The organism is Pseudomonas sp. SWI7, assembly GCF_006351945.1.
GTDB lineage: Bacteria > Pseudomonadota > Gammaproteobacteria > Pseudomonadales > Pseudomonadaceae > Aquipseudomonas > Aquipseudomonas fulva.
Window position 1 is genome coordinate 2,858,849 of the sequence record NZ_CP040930.1, and the last position, 18,627, is coordinate 2,877,475.

20 protein-coding genes and 1 other RNA gene are annotated in these 18,627 nt (G+C 60.5%); 8 read left to right on the forward strand and 13 right to left on the reverse strand.

The features are described from left to right. Positions 1–229: 229 nt before the first annotated feature. Both rnpB and rsmI read right to left on the reverse strand, forming a co-directional pair. Positions 230–603: RNase P RNA component class A (gene rnpB / locus FH041_RS13135), an RNA gene on the reverse strand. Between the two features lie 67 nt (positions 604–670). Then, positions 671–1,465: a 16S rRNA (cytidine(1402)-2'-O)-methyltransferase gene (gene rsmI / locus FH041_RS13140; protein ID WP_219857988.1), complete on the reverse strand. Its 795-nt coding sequence runs from the start codon at positions 1,463–1,465 to the stop codon at positions 671–673. 267 nt (positions 1,466–1,732) lie between these two features. On the opposite strand from rsmI, the gene FH041_RS13145 reads away from it, so the two are divergent. From FH041_RS13145 to FH041_RS13160, 4 genes are all read left to right on the forward strand, one after another. Then, positions 1,733–3,550: a penicillin-binding protein activator gene (locus tag FH041_RS13145; protein WP_027914476.1), complete on the forward strand. Its 1,818-nt coding sequence runs from the start codon at positions 1,733–1,735 to the stop codon at positions 3,548–3,550. Further along, positions 3,550–3,921 carry a YraN family protein gene (locus tag FH041_RS13150; RefSeq protein WP_027914475.1) on the forward strand — a complete coding sequence of 124 codons (372 nt, stop codon included), beginning with the start codon at positions 3,550–3,552 and terminating at the stop codon, positions 3,919–3,921. Before FH041_RS13145 ends, FH041_RS13150 begins: the two co-directional genes overlap by 1 nt. Before the next feature lie 86 nt (positions 3,922–4,007). Then, positions 4,008–4,601, forward strand: a complete 594-nt coding sequence (locus FH041_RS13155; RefSeq protein WP_012274070.1) for a phosphoheptose isomerase — start codon at positions 4,008–4,010, stop codon at positions 4,599–4,601. Then, positions 4,598–5,176, forward strand: coding sequence for a BON domain-containing protein (locus FH041_RS13160; protein ID WP_027914474.1), 579 nt, complete (start codon positions 4,598–4,600; stop codon positions 5,174–5,176). The genes FH041_RS13155 and FH041_RS13160 overlap by 4 nt, the downstream gene beginning before the upstream one ends. Before the next feature lie 86 nt (positions 5,177–5,262). Here the strand turns inward: FH041_RS13160 and FH041_RS13165 are convergent, their stop codons facing one another. The 7 genes from FH041_RS13165 to rplM all read right to left on the reverse strand — a co-directional run bounded on the left by FH041_RS13165 (position 5,263) and on the right by rplM (position 10,128). Further along, complete coding sequence (locus FH041_RS13165; RefSeq protein ID WP_027914473.1) at positions 5,263–5,694, reverse strand: ClpXP protease specificity-enhancing factor; 432 nt, start codon at positions 5,692–5,694, stop codon at positions 5,263–5,265. 10 nt (positions 5,695–5,704) lie between these two features. Further along, positions 5,705–6,328, reverse strand: a complete 624-nt coding sequence (locus FH041_RS13170; RefSeq protein WP_028687199.1) for a glutathione S-transferase N-terminal domain-containing protein — start codon at positions 6,326–6,328, stop codon at positions 5,705–5,707. 118 nt (positions 6,329–6,446) lie between these two features. Then, positions 6,447–7,226 (reverse strand): cytochrome c1, encoded by a 780-nt coding sequence (locus tag FH041_RS13175; protein WP_027914471.1) that lies wholly within the window; start codon positions 7,224–7,226, stop codon positions 6,447–6,449. Continuing rightward, entirely contained in the window at positions 7,226–8,437 is a 1,212-nt protein-coding gene (locus tag FH041_RS13180) for a cytochrome bc complex cytochrome b subunit (protein WP_028687198.1), read from the reverse strand. The genes FH041_RS13175 and FH041_RS13180 overlap by 1 nt, the downstream gene beginning before the upstream one ends. Further along, on the reverse strand, positions 8,437–9,030 hold the full coding sequence (petA, locus tag FH041_RS13185; RefSeq protein WP_023534417.1) for a ubiquinol-cytochrome c reductase iron-sulfur subunit: 594 nt from the start codon (positions 9,028–9,030) through the stop codon (positions 8,437–8,439). The genes FH041_RS13180 and petA overlap by 1 nt, the downstream gene beginning before the upstream one ends. Positions 9,031–9,292: 262 nt before the next feature. Further along, positions 9,293–9,685 (reverse strand): 30S ribosomal protein S9, encoded by a 393-nt coding sequence (gene rpsI, locus FH041_RS13190; protein WP_003251821.1) that lies wholly within the window; start codon positions 9,683–9,685, stop codon positions 9,293–9,295. 14 nt (positions 9,686–9,699) lie between these two features. After that, entirely contained in the window at positions 9,700–10,128 is a 429-nt protein-coding gene (gene rplM, locus FH041_RS13195) for a 50S ribosomal protein L13 (RefSeq protein WP_003260798.1), read from the reverse strand. A gap of 258 nt (positions 10,129–10,386) precedes the next feature. Between rplM and FH041_RS13200 the strand changes: the two genes are divergently transcribed. Beyond that, complete coding sequence (locus FH041_RS13200; RefSeq protein WP_028687197.1) at positions 10,387–11,427, forward strand: NADP(H)-dependent aldo-keto reductase; 1,041 nt, start codon at positions 10,387–10,389, stop codon at positions 11,425–11,427. Positions 11,428–11,665: 238 nt separating this feature from the next. Continuing rightward, positions 11,666–12,562, forward strand: a complete 897-nt coding sequence (locus FH041_RS13205; protein WP_162832347.1) for a GlxA family transcriptional regulator — start codon at positions 11,666–11,668, stop codon at positions 12,560–12,562. A 69-nt stretch (positions 12,563–12,631) separates the two neighbouring features. On the opposite strand, the gene zapE is transcribed toward FH041_RS13205, so the two are convergent. The 3 genes from zapE to FH041_RS13220 all read right to left on the reverse strand — a co-directional run bounded on the left by zapE (position 12,632) and on the right by FH041_RS13220 (position 15,895). Continuing rightward, a complete protein-coding gene (zapE, locus tag FH041_RS13210) occupies positions 12,632–13,726 on the reverse strand; it encodes a cell division protein ZapE (RefSeq protein WP_027914467.1) in 1,095 nt (364 codons plus the stop codon). 158 nt (positions 13,727–13,884) lie between these two features. Beyond that, positions 13,885–15,234 carry a tryptophan--tRNA ligase gene (locus FH041_RS13215; protein WP_140174685.1) on the reverse strand — a complete coding sequence of 450 codons (1,350 nt, stop codon included), beginning with the start codon at positions 15,232–15,234 and terminating at the stop codon, positions 13,885–13,887. Between the two features lie 10 nt (positions 15,235–15,244). Then, positions 15,245–15,895 (reverse strand): alpha/beta hydrolase, encoded by a 651-nt coding sequence (locus FH041_RS13220; RefSeq protein WP_027914465.1) that lies wholly within the window; start codon positions 15,893–15,895, stop codon positions 15,245–15,247. A gap of 135 nt (positions 15,896–16,030) precedes the next feature. On the opposite strand from FH041_RS13220, the gene FH041_RS13225 reads away from it, so the two are divergent. Beyond that, positions 16,031–16,468, forward strand: a complete 438-nt coding sequence (locus FH041_RS13225; protein ID WP_023534478.1) for a YhcB family protein — start codon at positions 16,031–16,033, stop codon at positions 16,466–16,468. 277 nt (positions 16,469–16,745) lie between these two features. Here the strand turns inward: FH041_RS13225 and FH041_RS13230 are convergent, their stop codons facing one another. Then, positions 16,746–17,942, reverse strand: a complete 1,197-nt coding sequence (locus tag FH041_RS13230) for a methionine gamma-lyase (protein WP_140174687.1) — start codon at positions 17,940–17,942, stop codon at positions 16,746–16,748. A 127-nt stretch (positions 17,943–18,069) separates the two neighbouring features. Between FH041_RS13230 and FH041_RS13235 the strand changes: the two genes are divergently transcribed. Next, positions 18,070–18,549 (forward strand): Lrp/AsnC family transcriptional regulator, encoded by a 480-nt coding sequence (locus FH041_RS13235; protein WP_028687195.1) that lies wholly within the window; start codon positions 18,070–18,072, stop codon positions 18,547–18,549. The last annotated feature ends 78 nt before the right edge of the window (positions 18,550–18,627 follow it).

Below are 18,627 nucleotides of genomic sequence, written 5' to 3' on the forward strand. Positions count from 1 at the left end.
TAGGAATCCGCCCGCAGCACCGTCAAGGCACGTTCGGAAGGAAAAGCCTTACATGACCGAGATTTAGCGCGTTAAAGGAATGTGGAAAGACTATCTGGGGAATAAAAAGACTTGAGAAATCAAACGCGCACAACCCGATGCGGGCCGAACTTAAAGTGATTTATCAAGAGTAAGATTTTTTCGGCATTACCAGATGAGATCTGCTATCGATTCAAGCAGGAAGGAAAAGGTGGAGAGTCGATCTGTAAGCCGGGTTTTGTCGAGGACAGTCATTCCTCTACGACGGCCATCACTGGACGCCTCTAGCAACCTACCCGGTTCCGACGCGGGCCACGCCTGATGGAACCCTATTTGGTCTTGCTCCGAGTGGGGTTTACCTAGCCACGGACTGTTGCCAGCCGTGCGGTGCGCTCTTACCGCACCTTTTCACCCTTACCGGCACCGAAGTGCTTAGGCGGTTGTTTTCTGTGGCACTTTCCGTAGGCTCGCGCCTCCCAGGCGTTACCTGGCACTCTGCCCTGCGGAGCCCGGACTTTCCTCCCCCCGCCAGCGACACCGCAATGCGGTGGAACTTAAACGGGCAGCGACTGTCCGATCGACTCTCCGGCGCAAAGAGTACCGGCAGATGCTGCCAAGAACAAGCGTTACCGCCACATATATCAATTAGCCACTACTGCTCTTTCTGTTTTTCCAGCGCAACTTGATACAGCAGGTTCTTGCGTACGCCCGTTATTTCCGACGCCAGCGCCGCGGCCCGCTTGAGCGGAAGCTCGGCCAGCAGCAGGTCAAGTACCCGCTGCGCCTCGGTGCCAATCCCCTGCTCGCCTTCCGGGGCGCTCCAGCCGCCTACCAATACCACGCATTCACCCCGCTGCTGATTGCTGTCGCCGGCCACGAACGCATGCAACTCGGACAAAGGCAGGCCCTTGAGGGTTTCAAACGTTTTGGTGATTTCACGCGCCAGCACCGCTGGGCGATCTGCGCCAAACACTGCCTGCATGTCGTCCAGGCACTCCAGGATGCGATGCGGCGCCTCATAGAAGATCAAGGTACGCGGCTCCTCCTTGACCTGCTCCAGACGGGCGCGGCGCCCCGCTGCCTTGGCCGGCAGGAAACCTTCGAAGATGAAACGATCCGAAGGCAAGCCTGCCGCCGACAGTGCGGCGATCAAGGCACAGGCGCCAGGTACCGGCACCACGGGTACGCCTGCACTGCGAGCCTGCCGGACCAGGTGATAACCCGGATCCGAAATCAACGGGGTGCCTGCGTCAGACACCAGCGCCACATCGTCGCCGGCCAATAGCCGGGTCAGAAAGCGCCCCCCCTCGTCCCGCTCGTTATGTTCGTGACAGGCGGCCAGCGGAGTGTCGATGCCGAAGTGTTGAAGCAGGCGGATCGAATGGCGCGTGTCCTCGGCAGCAATCAGGGACACGCCTGCCAGCACCTTCAGCGCCCTGGCACTCATGTCGTCAAGATTGCCGATAGGTGTTGCCACCACATAAAGCGTTCCCACGGGGGCGGTCGAAGCCCCGGCCACATCAGTCACTGCACGCACCTGCGATTGAAATCAAAGCGGGCATTGTAGCCCGAGCACCCGCAACAGCGCGCAAAGAAGTTGAACGCCGCTGCGCGGCAGCAGGCCTATAGTGATGCTTTCACACGGCGACATCGCGCCCCAGCCAGCGCTTGGGTACAATCGCCAGCCAACTTGATCGAGTAACAGGACAATTACATGATCGCCTGCCTGCGGCTGCTCACAGCCTTCTGTCTCGCTGCCCTGCTGGCAGCTTGCGCCAGTTCGCCCTCATCCAGCCTTGGCGAGCTCCCCCGTACGCCGGATGCCAGCATCGAGCAGTTGCTCGAAAGGGCGACCTCCAGCAAGTCTGCCGAAGATGCCGCACTGCTGCGCCTGAGCGCCGCAGACATGGCCTACCAGCAAAAGGACTTCCCGCGCGCCGCACGCATTCTCGAACAAGTCCAGGTAGAGACGCTCAAGCCAGCCCAGCAGGTGTTCGCCGTTACGCTGGCGGCCGAACTTGCCATGAGCCGCAATCAACCCAAGGCGGCCCTGAGCGCATTGCAGCACCCCAGCCTGCAGCACGTGCCCGAATTGCCTGCGCAACAGCAAGTGCGTACCTATTCGGTACACGCCGCCGCCCTGGAGGCCGACGGGCAGGCCATGGCCGCCGCCCAGCAGCGCGTGCTGTTGGCACCGCTGCTCAGCGGGCAAGCTGCCAGCGCCAACCACGATGCCATCTGGTCACTGGTCGCCTCGCTGTCGAACGAGCAACTGCAACAGCCCACCAGCGATCCTGTCCTGGCAGGCTGGTCCAGCTTGGCCCTGACCGTCAAGGGCGCTGGTACCTTGGAACAGCAACAGGCAGCGATCGACGACTGGGTCAAACAGCACCCGGATCATCCTGCCGCGAAACAGTTGCCAACCGCTCTGACCAAGCTCAAGGAGCTGGCTAGCCAGCCTCTGACGCGCATCGCCCTGCTACTTCCCCAGGAAGGCCCATTGGCTGGCGTGGCGCGTGCGCTGCGTGACGGCTTCATGGCTGCCCACTTCCAGGCCCAGCAATCCGGGCAGCCTGCCCCGTCCGTGCAGATGGTCGACAGCTCCCGCCTAGGGTCGCTGGACGACTTCTACCGCCAGGCCCAGGCCGATGGCGTGCAGCTTGTCATTGGCCCGCTGGAAAAACCGCTGGTCAAGCAACTGGCTGCCAAACCGCAGCTTCCGATCACAACCTTGGCACTGAACTACGCCGACGCCGGTCAGAAAGCGCCGCCTCAACTGTTCCAATTTGGCCTTGCCGCCGAGGACGAAGCCCGCGAGGTGTCCCGCAGGGCGCGCGCAGACGGCATGGTCCGTGCCGTTGCCATGGTGCCGAGCGGGGAATGGGGCGACCGTGTACTGGCCGCGTTCCGTCAGGACTGGGAGAGCAACGGCGGCACATTGCTGGCTGCAGAGCGTATTGCCCAGCCCGTGGCACTGGCCCAGCAGATTGCCGACCTGTTCCAGCTGCGCCAAAGCGAAGGTCGCGCCAAGAGCGTGCAAAGCACCGTGGGCGGCAGCATCGCTGCCCAGCCCGCGCGTCGCCAGGACATCGACTTCCTGTTCCTCGCAGCCACCCCACAGCAGGCACAGCAAATCAAGCCGACCCTGAACTTCCAGTACGCAGGTGATGTGCCGGTCTATGCCACCTCCAACCTGTACAGCGCCAGCGGCGATGTGAACCAGTACAACGACATGAACGGCATCCGTTTCTGTGAAACCCCATGGTTGCTCGACAGCAGCAACAGCCTCCGCCAGCAGGTGGTACAGCAATGGCCGCAAGCTGCCGGCAGCCTGGGTCGCCTGTATGCCATGGGGGTGGACGCCTACAGCCTGGCCCCGCGCCTGGGGCAGCTCAAGGCTCTGCCTGACAGCCGTATCCAGGGCCTGTCTGGCAACCTGGGCATCAATGCCAGCCAACGCGTTGAGCGTCAGCTGCCGTGGGCAGAGTTTGCCGGTGGCCAGGTCAAGCGCCTCCCCGACACGCCCCGTTGATGCCCCCTGCCTCGCCAAGCCATGCCGGGCAAGCGGCGGAAAACCAGGCCCTTGAGTACCTTCAAGGGCATGGCCTCAAGCTGATTGCCCGCAACTGGCGATGCAAAGGAGGCGAGCTTGATCTGGTCATGCTCGACGCCGATACAGTAGTATTCGTCGAAGTCCGCTATCGGTTGCACGCACGCTTCGGTGGCGCCCTCGGCAGTATCGATCAGCGCAAGCAGAAGCGGCTGGTGCTTGCCGCCAGCCTGTTCCTGCATCAGAAGCCTCAATGGGGCAACTGTCCTTGCCGCTTCGACGTGGTTGCCCTGCAAGGCAGCCATCATGCTGGCAAGCCGCTCGAATGGTTGAAAAACGCCTTCGAATGCTGAACCCACTCCGTTCTTTTTGCTCTATGTTTCGCGGGCTGATTACCGTCGCGTGCCGCGCCGGCCTCCGCCCCATTTAAGGTCACCAGATGGACATGCAATCCCGAATCCGCCGGCTGTTCCAGGCCAGCATCGATACCAAGCAACAGGCAATGGACATCCTGGCACCGCACATCGAGCAGGCCAGCCTGGTCATGGTCAACGCACTGCTCAACGAGGGCAAGATGCTCGCGTGCGGCAATGGCGGCTCGGCCGGCGATGCGCAGCATTTCTCCTCGGAGCTGCTCAACCGCTTCGAGCGCGAACGCCCCAGCCTGCCAGCGATCGCGCTGACCACCGACAGCTCGACCCTGACCTCGATTGCCAACGACTACAGTTACAACGAGGTATTTTCCAAGCAGATCCGCGCCCTGGGCCAACCTGGGGATGTTCTGCTGGCCATCTCTACCAGCGGCAATTCCGCCAACGTCATCCAGGCCATCCAGGCCGCACATGACCGCGAAATGATTGTCGTAGCATTGACCGGCCGCGACGGCGGGGGCATGGCCTCGCTCTTGCTGCCAGAGGACGTCGAGATTCGGGTACCCTCGACGGTGACCGCTCGCATCCAGGAAGTCCACCTGCTGGCGATCCATTGCCTGTGCGATCTGATCGACAGCCAACTGTTCGGGAGTGAAGAATGACCCCTATGCGCATTGGCCTTGTGGCCTTGACCTTGTGCCTGAGCGTCACCGGCTGCAGTTCGGTACTCAACTCTGCTCGTAATTCGCCCATCGAGGATGACCGAGGCACTCGTACCATTGGCAGCAAGATCGACGACTCACTGATCGAGACCAAGGCCTCGGTGAATATCGCCAAGGCCAGCCCAGACCTGGACAAGGGCTCGCACATCGTCGTCAGCAGCTACAACGGCATCGTGCTCTTGGCTGGCCAGACACCACGCGCCGAACTCAAGAGCCTTGCCGAACAGACGGCCAGCCAGGTCCAGCGCGTCAAGAAGGTGCATAACGAACTGCAGGTCATGCAGCCCTCCTCCATCCTGGCACGCAACAACGACGCGTGGTTGACCACCAAGATCAAGACCCAGATGCTGACCGATACAGCAGTACCCAGCTCGCGGATCAAAGTGATCACCGAGAATGGCATCGTGTACTTGTTGGGCCTCGTCACCCAGCAGGAGGCCAATGCCGCCACTGCTGTCGTGCAGAGCGTGTCTGGCGTGCAGAAGATCGTGAAACTGTTCGAGTACATCGACTGAACATGTGAGCCCGCAGGCAGCGCGGACCAGCGCGCACCTCGTCTATTGCCCATGCTAAAAAGGCGATCCTTGCGGATCGCCTTTTTTTATTTCACCACTTTCAAACTTGGCCGCCCGCTTGGGCGCGGAGGCTGCCCGCCGCCTTCTGGCGGCCCATCATCATCAGGCTGCTCCTGATCGTCCTCGATCTCGTCGTCCTCCATCATCGAAGACTCCAACTCGAAGACCATGCCCTGTCCATTCTCGCGGGCATAGATACCCAGCACCGCGCCAATGGGCACGAACAATGAATGGGGCACACCGCCAAAACGGCCTTCGAAGCTGACGGCGTCATTGTCCATGTGCAAACTGCGCACAGCGCTTGGCGACACATTCAGGACGATCTGGCCATCACTGGCGAAACCGTCCGGCACCTGTACTTTCGGGTACTCGGCATTGACCAACATATGGGGTGTGCAATCGTTGTCGACGATCCACTCGTACAGTGCTCGAACCAGATAGGGGCGACTGGAGTTCATCAACAGCTCCTCAAAGCGTGCGCATTTCGCGTTCAACGGACGACAGGCTTGCCTGGAATGATTCCCGGGCGAACTGTCGCTCCATGTAATCCAGCAGCGGCTTGGCTTGCCGCGGCAATTCGATACCCATCATCGGCAGACGCCAGAGTATGGGCAATAGACAGCAATCGACCAGGCTTTGCTCATCGCTCATGAAACAGGCGAACTCGGCAAACAGCGGCGAGACACCGGTCAGGCTTTCGCGCAGTGCCTTGCGAGCCTCTGCACGGGCAGCCTCACTGGTGCGTGGGTCGAGAATCTGATCGGCCAGGCTGCACCAGTCTCGCTGGATACGGTGCATCAGCAACCGGCTATTGCCACGCCCGACCGGATAGACCGGCATCAGCGGAGGGTGCGGATAGCGCTCCTCCAGGTATTCCATGATCACGGTCGACTCGTACAGAACCAAATCCCGATCCACCAAGGTCGGCACGCTGCCATACGGGTTCAGTTCGGCGAGCCGCGGCGGGATCTTGCCGGTATCGACGTCGATGATGTGCGCGTCAACGGCCTTTTCGGCCAACACAAGGCGAACCCGATGCGAGTATTGATCGGCAGGGTCGGAATAGCAGGCTAACCCATTGGTTACGCCCATGTGGCGCCTCCTCTCGAGGGATGCTTGTAAAAACTGTAAATGAAAACGCGCCTGTGGCGCACTGGCATAACTGCCAGTGCGCCACAGGCGCGTTCAACAACCAGAGGTTACTGCGTGATCAGTGCACGTCCTTCCAGTATTCACGCTTGAGCAAATAGGCGAATACGAAGAAGAAAGCCAGGTACAGCAATACGTAAGTACCAATGCGCTGACTTTCCAGTTTGACCGGGTTGGCCGAATAGGCCAGGAAGGTCACCAGGTTCTTGACCTTCTCGTCGAACTGCTCGGTGGTCAGGGTACCGGAATTCGGCGTAATGGTCAGCTGATCGCAGGCTTCATGGGTCAACGGCGTGCCGGTCAATGGGTCAAATTGTTTTTTGCCATCCACCACCGTCTGCACCTGCTTGCAGCCGATCACCTGGTTTCCCTGCAGGCCAACCAGCACGTTCGGCATGCCGACGTTGGGGAAGACCTTGTTGTTCACGCCGTAGGGCCGCGATGGGTCCTCGTAGAAACTGCGCAGGTAGCTGTACAGCCAGTCGGCACCCCTGACCCGCGCCACCAGGGTAAGGTCGGGCGGCGCGGCACCGAACCAAGTCTTGGCATCGCTGGGCTTCATGCCAATCTGCATGTGGTCGCCAATCTTTGCCCCGGTGAACACCAGGTTCTCAAGCATCACATCGTGGGGTATGCCCAGGTCATCGGCCACACGCTCATAGCGCTGAAACTTGGCACTGTGGCAACCCATGCAGTAGTTGGCGAACGTGCGCGCACCGTCCTGCATCGCCGCCTTGTCGCTCAGGTCGATATCGACCTTGTCCAGTTCCACGCCATGCTCTGCAGCAAGGGTGAATGCAGGCATCACTGCCAGGAGAATTACAGCAATCAACTTTTTCATCAGCCAGTCACCCTTTCCGGAACCGGTTTGGTCTTCTCGAGCCTTGTGTAGAACGGCATCAGCAGGAAGTAGGCGAAGTACAGGAACGTGCACACCTGCGACAGCAAGGTACGCCCAGGCGTCGGCGCCAGTACCCCCAGCACGCCGAGGACGATGAAGGCGACGCAGAACACCAGCAGGAAGAGTTTGCTTATCCAGCCCTTGTAGCGCATGGAGCGAACGGGGCTGCGGTCCAGCCAGGGCAGCACGAACAGCACGGCAATGGCAGCGCCCATGGCGATCACGCCCATCAGTTTGTCCGGTACGGCGCGCAAGATGGCGTAGAACGGCGTGAAGTACCACACCGGCGCGATGTGCTCAGGGGTCTTGAAGGCGTTGGCCTGTTCGAAGTTGGGTTTTTCCAGGAAGTATCCGCCCATTTCCGGGAAGAAGAACACCACGGCGCAGAACACGAACAGGAACACGACCACTCCGACGATATCCTTGACGGTGTAGTACGGGTGGAACGGAATGCCGTCCAGCGGGATACCGTTTTCGTCCTTGTGCTTCTTGATGTCGATGCCGTCAGGGTTGTTCGAGCCGACTTCGTGCAAGGCCAGGATGTGCAGCACCACCAGGCCCAGAATGACGATCGGCAAGGCCACCACGTGCAGGGCGAAGAAGCGATTGAGCGTGATGCCCGAAATCAGGTAGTCGCCGCGAATCCACTGGGTGATGTCATCGCCGATGACGGGAATGGCCCCGAACAGGGAGATGATCACCTGTGCGCCCCAATACGACATCTGCCCCCATGGCAGCAGGTAGCCCATGAACGCCTCAGCCATCAGCGCCAGGTAGATCAGCATACCAAACAGCCATACCAGCTCCCGGGGCTTTTGGTAGGAGCCATACAGCAAGCCGCGGAACATGTGGAGGTAGACGACGATGAAGAAGGCCGACGCACCCGTCGAATGCAAGTAGCGCAGTATCCAGCCGTACTCCACGTCACGCATGATGTATTCGACCGAGGCGAATGCCTCTTCGGCCGAAGGCGTGAAACTCATCGTCAGCCAGACCCCGGTGACGATCTGATTGACCAGCACCAGCAAGGCCAGAGAGCCGAAGAAGTACAGGAAATTGAAGTTCTTGGGCGCGTAGTACTTGCTGAGGTGGTCTTCCCACATCTTGGTGGCAGGGAAACGCGCGTCGATCCAGTCCATGAACTTGCTCATCATGCGTTCTCCTGGTCGATACCGATGACGATGATTTCGTCGGACTCGTAGGCATGCGGCGGCACCGGCAGGTTCAGCGGTGCCGGCTGCGACTTGTACACTCGCCCCGCCATGTCGTAGTGGGAACCATGGCAGGGGCAGAAATAACCTCCGACCCATTTGGGTCCGAGGTCGACAGGGGCCACTTCAGGGCGGAACGTCGGCGAGCAACCCAGGTGCGTGCACAGACCAACCAGCACGAGGATCTCCGGCTTGATGGAGCGTACCTGCGGATCGACGTAGGTCGGCTGGTCCGATGCCTGGGAATCGGGGTCTGACAGTTCGCCGGTTATTTTCTTGAGATTGCCGAGGATCTCAGCCGTTCGCCGCACGATGAATACAGGCTGCCCTCGCCATTCTGCAACCATCTGCTGCCCTGGCTCGACCTTGGCGATGTTGACCTTTACCGGTGCACCTGCAGCTTTCGCCTTGGCACTGGGGAACCATGACCCCACGAACGGTACCGCAGCCCCCACTGCTCCCGCTGCCCCGACCACGGATGTCGCGGCTACGAGGAAGCGGCGCCGGCCTGCGTTGACGCCGTCATTGCTCATTCAGTCCTCTCCCATCAGCTTGCTTGGCCTGTTGAACCAGGCTCGTACCTAGGTTGTGTCAGTGGCGCTAAAAATTGGTCGCCATGGTAAGTAACAAAACCACACACTGACAAGGTGATTACCGGGCTGCACGGCCACTACCCACGCTTTGCTTGATCTACGTCTATGGGAAAGACGCTCACCGCCGAGCGGGTGAATTATTCAAGGCAAAAAAAAAGCCCGGTTCCAAGGAACCGGGCTTTTTTCGACTGCCGAAGCGGTATTAACGCTTGGAGTACTGAGGACGCTTACGCGCTTTACGCAGACCCACTTTCTTACGCTCGACTTCACGAGCGTCGCGGGTGACGTAGCCAGCACGACGCAGTGCGCCACGCAGGGTTTCGTCGTATTCCATCAGAGCGCGGGTGATACCGTGACGGATCGCACCGGCCTGACCGCTGACACCACCACCGGAAACGGTGACGTAGATGTCGAATTTCTCAACGCTTTCGGTCAGCTCGAGTGGCTGGCGAACAACCATGCGAGCGGTTTCGCGACCGAAGAACACGTCCAGAGAACGGTTGTTGATGGAGATGTTACCAGTACCCGGACGCAGGAATACGCGAGCGGTTGCGGTCTTGCGACGGCCAGTGCCGTAATTTTGAGTCGCCGACATAATGAACTATCCCGTTAGATCTTCAGTTCTTGAGGCTGCTGAGCAGTGTGTGGGTGAGCAGCACCCGCGTACACTTTCAGCTTACGGTACATGTCGCGACCCAGCGGGTTCTTCGGCAGCATGCCTTTGACCGCAGTCTCGATAACACGCTCAGGGGCCTTGGCGATCAACTTCTCGAAGTTGATTTCCTTGATACCACCTGGGAAACCGGAGTGGGAGTAGTACATTTTGTCGGAAGACTTGGCACCCGTCACACGAACCTGCTCGGCGTTGATGACGACGATGTAGTCGCCGGTATCAACGTGAGGGGTGTATTCTGGCTTGTGTTTGCCACGCAGACGGCTAGCGATTTCGGTAGCCAGACGACCCAGGGTCTGGCCAGCGGCGTCGACTACGAACCACTCGCGCTTTACTGTTTCCGGTTTAGCAGTAAAAGTTTTCATTCTCTAAAGCCTCAGAGGCCGCCCAGCGAAAAATAGACGGCGAATCTTACTGGATAGTGCACAGCTTGCCAAGGGCAAGCGCGCAGCCGAACGCTGACGCTTTTGGGGGCTCGGGTCAGGCACGCCAATGTTCGACGGGGTTCTTCCTGCGTGATGGTGCATCACTTCCGCCACGCGGAGAGGGGCTGAATTATCCAGATTGCGGGAAAAATATCAACCTGCTTTGATGAATGACCATAGCCAAGGAGCAAGCAACCGATGGACTACCGTCAGCTGGGTCGCACCGACCTCGAAGTCAGCGCGCTGTGTCTGGGCACCATGACCTGGGGCGAACAGAACGATCAGACCCAGGCATTCGAACAGATTGGCCGGGCCAAGGCCGCAGGCATCAACTTCATCGACACTGCAGAGATGTACCCGGTACCCCCGCGCCCGGAAACCTATGCCGCCACCGAGCGCATCATCGGCAACTGGTTCGCCCGCCAGGGCGATCGGGACGACTGGGTACTGGCCAGCAAGGTGGCCGGCCCCGGCAATGGCATCAGCCATATCCGCGACGGTCAACTCAGGCACAACCGGCAACACATTGTCGCGGCACTGGAAGAGAGCCTGCGGCGCCTGCAGACTGATCGCATCGATCTCTACCAACTGCACTGGCCTGAGCGCAGCACCAACTTTTTCGGCAAGCTGGGCTACCAGCACCTGCCGCAAGACCATTTCACCCCACTGGAAGAAACCCTGGAGGTGCTCGACGAGCAGGTGCGCGCGGGCAAGATCCGCCACATCGGGCTGTCCAACGAAACCCCCTGGGGCACCATGAAATTCCTGCAGTTGGCCGAAACCCGTGGCTGGCCTCGGGCCGTCTCCATCCAGAACCCCTACAACCTGCTCAACCGCAGCTTCGAGGTGGGGCTTGCCGAAATCGCCATTCGCGAGCAGTGCGGCCTGCTGGCCTACTCGCCCCTGGCCTTTGGCATGCTCTCGGGCAAATACGACGGCGGCGCCCGCCCGGAGAAGGCGCGTCTGACCCTGTTCAGCCGCTTTGCGCGCTATTCCAACCCACAGACAGTGGCCGCTTGCGAGCGTTATGTACAGCTGGCCCGGGAACACGGTGTCGATCCGGCGCAGATGGCGTTGGCCTTCGTTACCCGTCAACCGTTCGTGACCAGTAACATCATCGGTGCCACCAGCCTCGAGCAACTGGACAGCAACCTGGCCAGCCTCGAACTCAGCCTCGATGACGAACTGCTGGCAGCCATCGAGGCCATCCACCAGGATCAACCCAACCCCGCGCCCTGAGCACGCACCCAACGCCGCTTGCTTCTCGGGTTTACCCGCGAAGCGGGCGGCGCTGTCTACCAGGCTAGACATGACCCGTAAAAAATAAGACGATCCAGCCAGTGATTGACCACTCCATCCTATAAGAACAATGACAATGATGTTTACCCAACCCTCCGCGTCGTTGCGGCGCGTCAGCATCCTGGCCATTGACAAGGTATTCGCTTCGACCTTGATGCAGGCCAAGGACTTCTTTCACCTGGCCAGCTTGCGCTACGGCAAGCAGCTTGGCCTGGGCTTGCAACCCATGTTCGAGATCCACCTGGTCAGCCCTGACGGGTTGCCGGTAGAGAGCTTCAGCAACGTGCAGCTGCCGGTGGACGGCGGCCTGGATGATGCCGATGTGATCATCCTTCCGGCGTTCTGGGACGATTTTGACAACCTGTTGCAACGTTATCCGCAGGTGCTGCCCTGGCTGCAGGCACAGCATGCGCGGGGCGCCGTGCTGTGTGCAGAGGCCAGCGGCGTGTTCTGGCTGGCCGAGTCAGGCCTGCTCGACGGCAAGGAAGCGACCACGTACTGGCGTTTCTTCGACAGTTTTGCCGAGCGCTTCCCACACGTACGCCTGACCCAGGACAAACACCTGACCGATGCGGACAATCTGTACTGCGCTGGCGGCACCACGTCAGCCTGCGACCTGTACATCTACCTGATCGAGCGCTTCTGCGGGGCCAATGTGGCGCGGGCCGTGTCGCGCGACATCCTGTACGAGGTGCAGCGCAACTACACGCCGGGACGCATGGGCTTTGGCGGCCAGAAGCTGCACCAGGACCTGATCATCCTGCAGATTCAGCACTGGCTGGAAGAGCATTTCGCCGACAAGTTTCGCTTCGAGGACGTAGCCCGCAACCACGGCATGAGCATTCGCAATTTCATGCGCCGTTTCCAGGGCGCAACCGGGGACAAGCCGCTGCATTACCTGCAACGCTTGCGCATCGAGACGGCCAAGGGGCTGTTGTCGAGCACGCGCAAGAGCATCAAGACCATCAGTTACGAGGTGGGCTATGACGATGCCAGCTTCTTCGCCCGGCTGTTTCGCCAGCACACCGACCTGTCACCGAATCAGTATCGCCAGCAGTTCATGCAAGAGGCCTGAGCGCAATCGGGCTGTCTTGCAGCCCATCGCCGGCAGTTAGGCGATGGGCTGCAAGGCAGCCCCAGGTTTTCAAGGCTTGTGCGCGCGGGACAGGAATTCATGAGACTGCATTTCCAGCAGTCGGCTCAGCGTGCGCTGAAACTCGAAGCTCAAGCGCCCACCGGTGTACAGGTCCTTGAGTTCCACTTCGGCCGAGATGATCAGCTTGACGTTACGGTCATAGAACTCGTCGACCATGTTGATGAAGCGACGCGCGATGTCATCGCTTGCCACGCCCATTTGCTCGACGTTGCTCAGCAGGACCGCATGGAAGATCTTGCCCAGTTCGATGTAGTCGTTCTGGCTTCGCGGCCCATCGCACAAGGCGCGGAAGTCGAACCAGGCCACATCGTCGCAGGTGCGCAGCGCATGAATGGGACGGTTCTCGATCATCAACACGTCGTTCTCGACCGCTGCCGTGCACTCGGGCGTCAGCGCCTTGAAGCTGGCACGCATGCTCTGCTGCGCCGCCTCGTCGAGCGGGTAATGGAACAGTTCGGCCTGCTCCAGGTGGCGCAGGCGATAATCGACACCGCTGTCGACGTTCACTACATCGGTGTACTGCTTGATCATGGCGATGGCCGGCAGGAAGCGCGCACGCTGCAGGCCATCCTTGTAGAGGCCGTCCGGCACGATGTTGGAAGTGGCCACCAGGGAAACGCCGTTCTTGAACAGCTCCTCCATCAAGGTGCCCAGGATCATGGCGTCGGTGATGTCCGAGACGAAGAACTCGTCGAAGCAGATCACCTTGGCCTCATCGCTGAAGCGCTTGGCAATGATGGTCAGGGGATTCTTCTCGCCCTTTAGGGTTTTCATCTCCTCGTGGACACGCTTCATGAAGCGGTGGAAGTGCGTGCGCATCTTCTGCTTGAACGGCAGCGCTTCGAAGAAGGTGTCGACCAGGTAGGTCTTGCCTCGCCCTACCCCGCCCCAGAAGTACAGGCCCTTGACCGGGGTCTGCTCCTTCTTGCCGAACAACTTGCCGAATACACCCGGCTTGTTGTTCTGGGCCTGCACCAGGTCGTCGTACAGGCGCTGCAGGTGACGCACCGCAGTTTCCTGCGCCGCGTCATGAAAGAAATCGGGACGTTTCAGATCTGCTTGATAGCGTTCTAGGGGAGTCATGATTCGTTAGCGAGGCAACAAAAAACGGGCCGTCACTGTAGCGAGCGGCCCGCCTAATGGCAATGCGACTTGCGTCAATATGCCTCATACCGGCACCAGAGACCCGATGAGGCTACCCTGATCACAGTACCAGTGGGCGGATACCTCCCACCCGTCGGTCAGTCCTGTTGCGGCTCAAGCGCTGCGCGAAGACGCTCGATGGCAGCATCACGGGCTTGTTCGCTGTCGAACGGCGCACCGTCGGCAACCGGCTGATCCTTGAGCCACACAGCAAAGCCCAATCCCTCGGCGCGGATATCCACCCCATCGCCTTGTTGCAACTGCTTGCTCACGGCACCTGTGCTTTTGCCATCGGCAAAGCTGCGCGACAACAGCAGTTGCTCGCCATCGGCAGCCAACAGGCGGAAGCGGAAGCTCCCGTCTTCGTCGCGGAAGCTGACGAAGCGCGCGCTCTTGGCGACCTTCTTCTTGACGTTCGCCGTGGCCTGTACGCTGCTGCGGAACGAGCGCAGGCCAACGGCTTCGCGCAATTGCTCCAGAAACGGCGTGGCGATGGCGCGCGCCTTGGCCGCGCCTGCCAGGAGGATATCCTCCAGGTCCGCAGGCCGCGCGATCAGCTGATGGTAATACTCGCGTTTTTCGGCCAGCTGGCCGTCGAGCAACTGGAACAGTCGCTGCTTGGCTTCGCCCCAACCCAGGCCCTGCTCCAGCTCGGCTCGGAACTCGGCGCACTGCTCAGGTGTGGAGAAGGCCTGGAACAGCGTGAACAGGTGCGCGTCGTCCGGGTTCTTGGCTTCACCCGGCGCGCGCGAGTCCGTGACGATGCGCGAAATGGCATCCTTCATGTCCTTGGCGCTGGTGAACAACGGGATGGTGTTGTCATAGCTCTTGGACATCTTGCGCCCATCCAGGCCGGGCAAGGTGGCCACGCTTTCCTCGATGACCGCCTCCGGCAGTGCGAAGAACTCATTGCCCTGGCCGAACAGGTGGTTGAAGCGCTGGCCGATATCGCGGGCCATTTCCACGTGCTGGATCTGGTCACGACCAACCGGCACCTTGTTGGCGTTGAACATCAGGATGTCCGCCGCCATCAGCACCGGGTAGCTGAACAGGCCCATGGTGACGCCGGCATCCGGGTCTTCGCCGTTTTCGACGTTCTTGTCCACCGATGCCTTGTAGGCATGGGCGCGGTTGAGCAAGCCCTTGGCCGCCACGCAGGTCAGCAGCCAGGTCAGCTCGGGGATTTCCGGAATGTCGGACTGGCGGTAGAAGGTCACCTTGTCCGGATCCAGGCCACCGGCGAGCCAGGTGGCGGCGATTTCCAGACGCGAGCGCTGGATGCGCAGCGGATCGTCGCACTTGATCAGGGCGTGGTAGTCGGCCAGGAAGTAGAACGAGTCCACGCCAGGCTGCTGGCTGGCTCGGATGGCCGGGCGGATGGCACCGGCGTAGTTGCCCAGGTGCGGAGTGCCGGTGGTCGTGATACCGGTAAGGATACGCGTGGTCATGGGTGTTCGCTTATTCAGGCTTGGCTCGGTTCGAAAGTCGCGGCAGCAGCAGATCCTTGAGGTCGGTCAGCTTGCCATGGAAGAAGTGTCCGCATTCTGCCACTTTCAGCAGCTCATGGGGGCGTGACAGGCTGTCGGACCAATCGTAAACCAGCGCCGGTGAAACGACCTCGTCGGCATCGGGTTGCACCAGGGTCACCGGGCACCGCTGCGGCACGGGGAATTGATCGGTCAGGCGCATGACGGCCGGAGCGATCATGAACAGATGCTGCAAGGCAGTGCCTTCGGCTTCCAGGCGGCCAGCCAGGGCGGTCGCCACGAAGCCGCCGAAGGAAAAGCCCATCAACACCAGGGGCAGCCCGGGATGCGCCGCCTGCAGCCAGGCGGCCGCGGCCTGGGCGTCAGCCACCTCGCCTTCACCCATGTCATGGCTGCCGGCGCTTTGCCCAACGCCGCGGTAGTTGAAACGCAGGGTCACGTACCCGGCGTCCCGGGCCGTGCGTTGCAATGTCGAAACCACCTTGTTGAGCATGGTGCCGCCCTGGACCGGGTTGGGATGACAGATCAGCACGGCGCCACGGGCGTCTGCCACGTCCAGGTAGAGGGCTTCGAGCGGGCCACTGGGGCCGTCGATGAACAGAGGGGTTTCGCGGACAAGCAAGGCACTACTCCGTGACCTTGGGGGAGGTCGATTCGTCTAGGTGAGGAATTCTGTTCTGATTTGCGATCGCTCGCGGTATACAGCGCAGGTCTGAGCCGTTAACGTAAAGCAAAGCCGTTTATAGAGGAAGGACTCGTGGAACTCTCGCTCCTTGTTTGGTTGTTGCCTACCCTGGCCCTGGTCATCGGTGTGGTCGTCGGTTTCGTCGTGGCGCGCCTGTTGCCCAACGCTGCGCCCAGCAGCAGCCAGCGCCAGCTCGATGACATCCAACAGCGTTTCGACAGCTACCAGAACCAGGTGGTGACGCACTTCAACAGCACCGCCGTACTGGTCAAAAAGCTCAATCAGAGCTATCAGGATGTTCAAGATCACCTGGCCGATGGCGCCAACAACCTGGCCCTGGACGAAGTGACGCGTCAACGCCTGCTGGCAGCGCTGCACTCGGAAAGCTCCCATGGCCCGCACAGTCGCCTGACGCCGCCCAGGGATACCGCCGAAGTGCCGCGCGATTACGCGCCGAAAACGCCCAACTCGCCGGGCATGCTCGACGAGAGCTATGGTCTGAAGCACTGAACATTGAAAAAGGCCTCGAAAGAGGCCTTTTTCAATGCACGATCAACATCGACCAGGCGCCCCCTGCAAGGGCGGGGAACGCCCTTCAGGTCAAGGCTTGCGCCAGGAATGACCGCCCTCATCGTCATCTCCGCCAGCATGGCGAATGATCAGATCGAGTGGGTATGCAGATACTTTCATGGTGACGCTCCTCTTGGATACGCTGGCTCTTTCGCCAGCACCGCCAGAATGCCCTCGCCCAGTCTGGACAAGGCATCGGGTAGCGCTTCCTCGCACCTCATGAGCAGGCGCGCAACGCCTGTTGCACGTCTGCCAGCAGGTCCTCAATGTCCTCAAGCCCTACCGACAAACGCACAAGCCCCTCGGAGATACCGTGCTGCACCCGCTCTTCGGGCGTGTAGCTAGAATGGGTCATGCTTGCCGGGTGCTGGGCCAACGACTCGGCATCCCCCAGGCTCACGGCGCGTGCGAACAGGCCCAGCGCATTCATGAAGCGGCGTCCAGCATCAAGGCCGCCCTTGAGCTCGAAAGCGATCATGCCGCCGGGTAGGCGCATTTGCCGCTTGGCCAAGTCGTGTTGTGCGAACGTCGGCAAGCCTGGGTAGTGGATCAGCTCCACCTGCGGCTGACGCGACAGGTACTCGGCGACCTGCCGGGCGTTTTCGCAATGCCGGTCCATGCGCAGGGCCAGGGTCTTTATTCCGCGCATCAGCAGCATGGCGTCCTGAGGCGACAGCACCGCCCCTGTCATGTCCTTTAGCCCCTGCAGACGAATCCGATCGATCAGCGCCTGACGGCCCACCACCAAGCCGGCGGTGATATCGCCATGGCCGCTGAGGTACTTGGTGGCCGAATGCACGACCAGATCAGCGCCCAGTTCCAGCGGCCTTTGCAGGTAAGGCGTGCAGTAGGTGTTGTCGACCACCACCAGCACATCACGGCCGCGTACCGCTTCGGCCACGGCGGCAATATCGACCAGCCGCATGGTCGGGTTGGCGGGGGTCTCGAAGTAGATCATGCGCGTCTTGTCACTGAGCGCGGCGCGCAGTGCGTCGGTATCGTTGAGGTCGACGTGGCAGATCGTCACGCCAAACGCCCCGATGCCGTGGTGCATGAAGGCAAAGGTGCATCCATACACGGTCCGCCCGACGATCAACTCATCGCCCGGGCGCAGCAGGGTCCAGAGCGTGGACGTGATGGCGCCCATCCCCGATGCCAGTGCAAGGCCCGCCTCCCCGCCCTCAAGCGACGCCATGCGCGCTTCGAGCACATTCAGCGTGGGGTTGGAGATACGGCTGTAGAAATGCCCGGCCTGTTCACCGGCAAAGCACGCCGCGCCGTATTCGACGGTTGGAAAGGCATAGGTAGCGGTTTGGTAGATCGGCGGTACCAGTGCGCCGCCGTGCGCGAGCGGGTCGTAACCGTGATGGATGGCACGCGTTGAAAAACCGTTGTCGTGACGGGAGTCGCGCATGGCAACAGCCTCTTGTTGGTTTGATCTAAGCTTATGCCAGGGCAACCCCAGAATTTTTCCAAAATGACCAAGCCAGCGTCGCTGTTTTGGAACAAAAACAATAAATGTGAGTACTTGAGGGCAAAGCATGCCTGCACCCTTGGACCGCATCGACCGCGCACTGCTCGCGGCCTTGCAGAATAACGCTCGCCTCACCGTCGCCGAGCTCGCCGACAGGGTATCGCTGACCACTTCGCCCTGCTGGCGCAGGATTAAGCTGCTGGAAGAGAACGGCTATATCACCGGCTATCAGGCCATGCTTTCCTCCAAATCGCTAGGGTTCGGGGTAACTGCCTTCGTCAGCATCATGATGGATTCCCATACCAAACCGATGGCGCTGGCGTTCGAGCAGCGACTGATGGAGATACCCGAGATTGTCGCCTGCCATAACATTTCCGGGCGGTACGATTTTCTGCTGGAAATCGTGGCCAGGGACTTGGAGGCCTTCGGAGAATTTGCCCGTGAGGTGCTTCAGCGTCTGCCGGGAGTGAAGGAGATCTATTCGAGTTTTTCCTATAAGGCGGTGAAGGAAAGACGCGTGGTTCCGGTATGGGAGAACCATCGCTAGATACGCCCTTCCATCGCGAGGGAAGTGTCTTACGGATTGATTACCCGGCAGCCGATATCTGCGAAGGTTGCCTTACGA

Coding starts and splice junctions, on each gene's coding strand:
- rsmI (WP_219857988.1), bottom strand. CDS start 1,465: ATGAGTGCCAGGGCGCTGAAGGTGCTGGCAGGCGTGTCCCTGATTGCT.
- FH041_RS13145 (WP_027914476.1), top strand. CDS start 1,733: ATGATCGCCTGCCTGCGGCTGCTCACAGCCTTCTGTCTCGCTGCCCTG.
- FH041_RS13150 (WP_027914475.1), top strand. CDS start 3,550: ATGCCCCCTGCCTCGCCAAGCCATGCCGGGCAAGCGGCGGAAAACCAG.
- FH041_RS13155 (WP_012274070.1), top strand. CDS start 4,008: ATGGACATGCAATCCCGAATCCGCCGGCTGTTCCAGGCCAGCATCGAT.
- FH041_RS13160 (WP_027914474.1), top strand. CDS start 4,598: ATGACCCCTATGCGCATTGGCCTTGTGGCCTTGACCTTGTGCCTGAGC.
- FH041_RS13165 (WP_027914473.1), bottom strand. CDS start 5,694: ATGAACTCCAGTCGCCCCTATCTGGTTCGAGCACTGTACGAGTGGATC.
- FH041_RS13170 (WP_028687199.1), bottom strand. CDS start 6,328: ATGGGCGTAACCAATGGGTTAGCCTGCTATTCCGACCCTGCCGATCAA.
- FH041_RS13175 (WP_027914471.1), bottom strand. CDS start 7,226: ATGAAAAAGTTGATTGCTGTAATTCTCCTGGCAGTGATGCCTGCATTC.
- FH041_RS13180 (WP_028687198.1), bottom strand. CDS start 8,437: ATGAGCAAGTTCATGGACTGGATCGACGCGCGTTTCCCTGCCACCAAG.
- petA (WP_023534417.1), bottom strand. CDS start 9,030: ATGAGCAATGACGGCGTCAACGCAGGCCGGCGCCGCTTCCTCGTAGCC.
- rpsI (WP_003251821.1), bottom strand. CDS start 9,685: ATGTCGGCGACTCAAAATTACGGCACTGGCCGTCGCAAGACCGCAACC.
- rplM (WP_003260798.1), bottom strand. CDS start 10,128: ATGAAAACTTTTACTGCTAAACCGGAAACAGTAAAGCGCGAGTGGTTC.
- FH041_RS13200 (WP_028687197.1), top strand. CDS start 10,387: ATGGACTACCGTCAGCTGGGTCGCACCGACCTCGAAGTCAGCGCGCTG.
- zapE (WP_027914467.1), bottom strand. CDS start 13,726: ATGACTCCCCTAGAACGCTATCAAGCAGATCTGAAACGTCCCGATTTC.
- FH041_RS13215 (WP_140174685.1), bottom strand. CDS start 15,234: ATGACCACGCGTATCCTTACCGGTATCACGACCACCGGCACTCCGCAC.
- FH041_RS13230 (WP_140174687.1), bottom strand. CDS start 17,942: ATGCGCGACTCCCGTCACGACAACGGTTTTTCAACGCGTGCCATCCAT.
- FH041_RS13235 (WP_028687195.1), top strand. CDS start 18,070: ATGCCTGCACCCTTGGACCGCATCGACCGCGCACTGCTCGCGGCCTTG.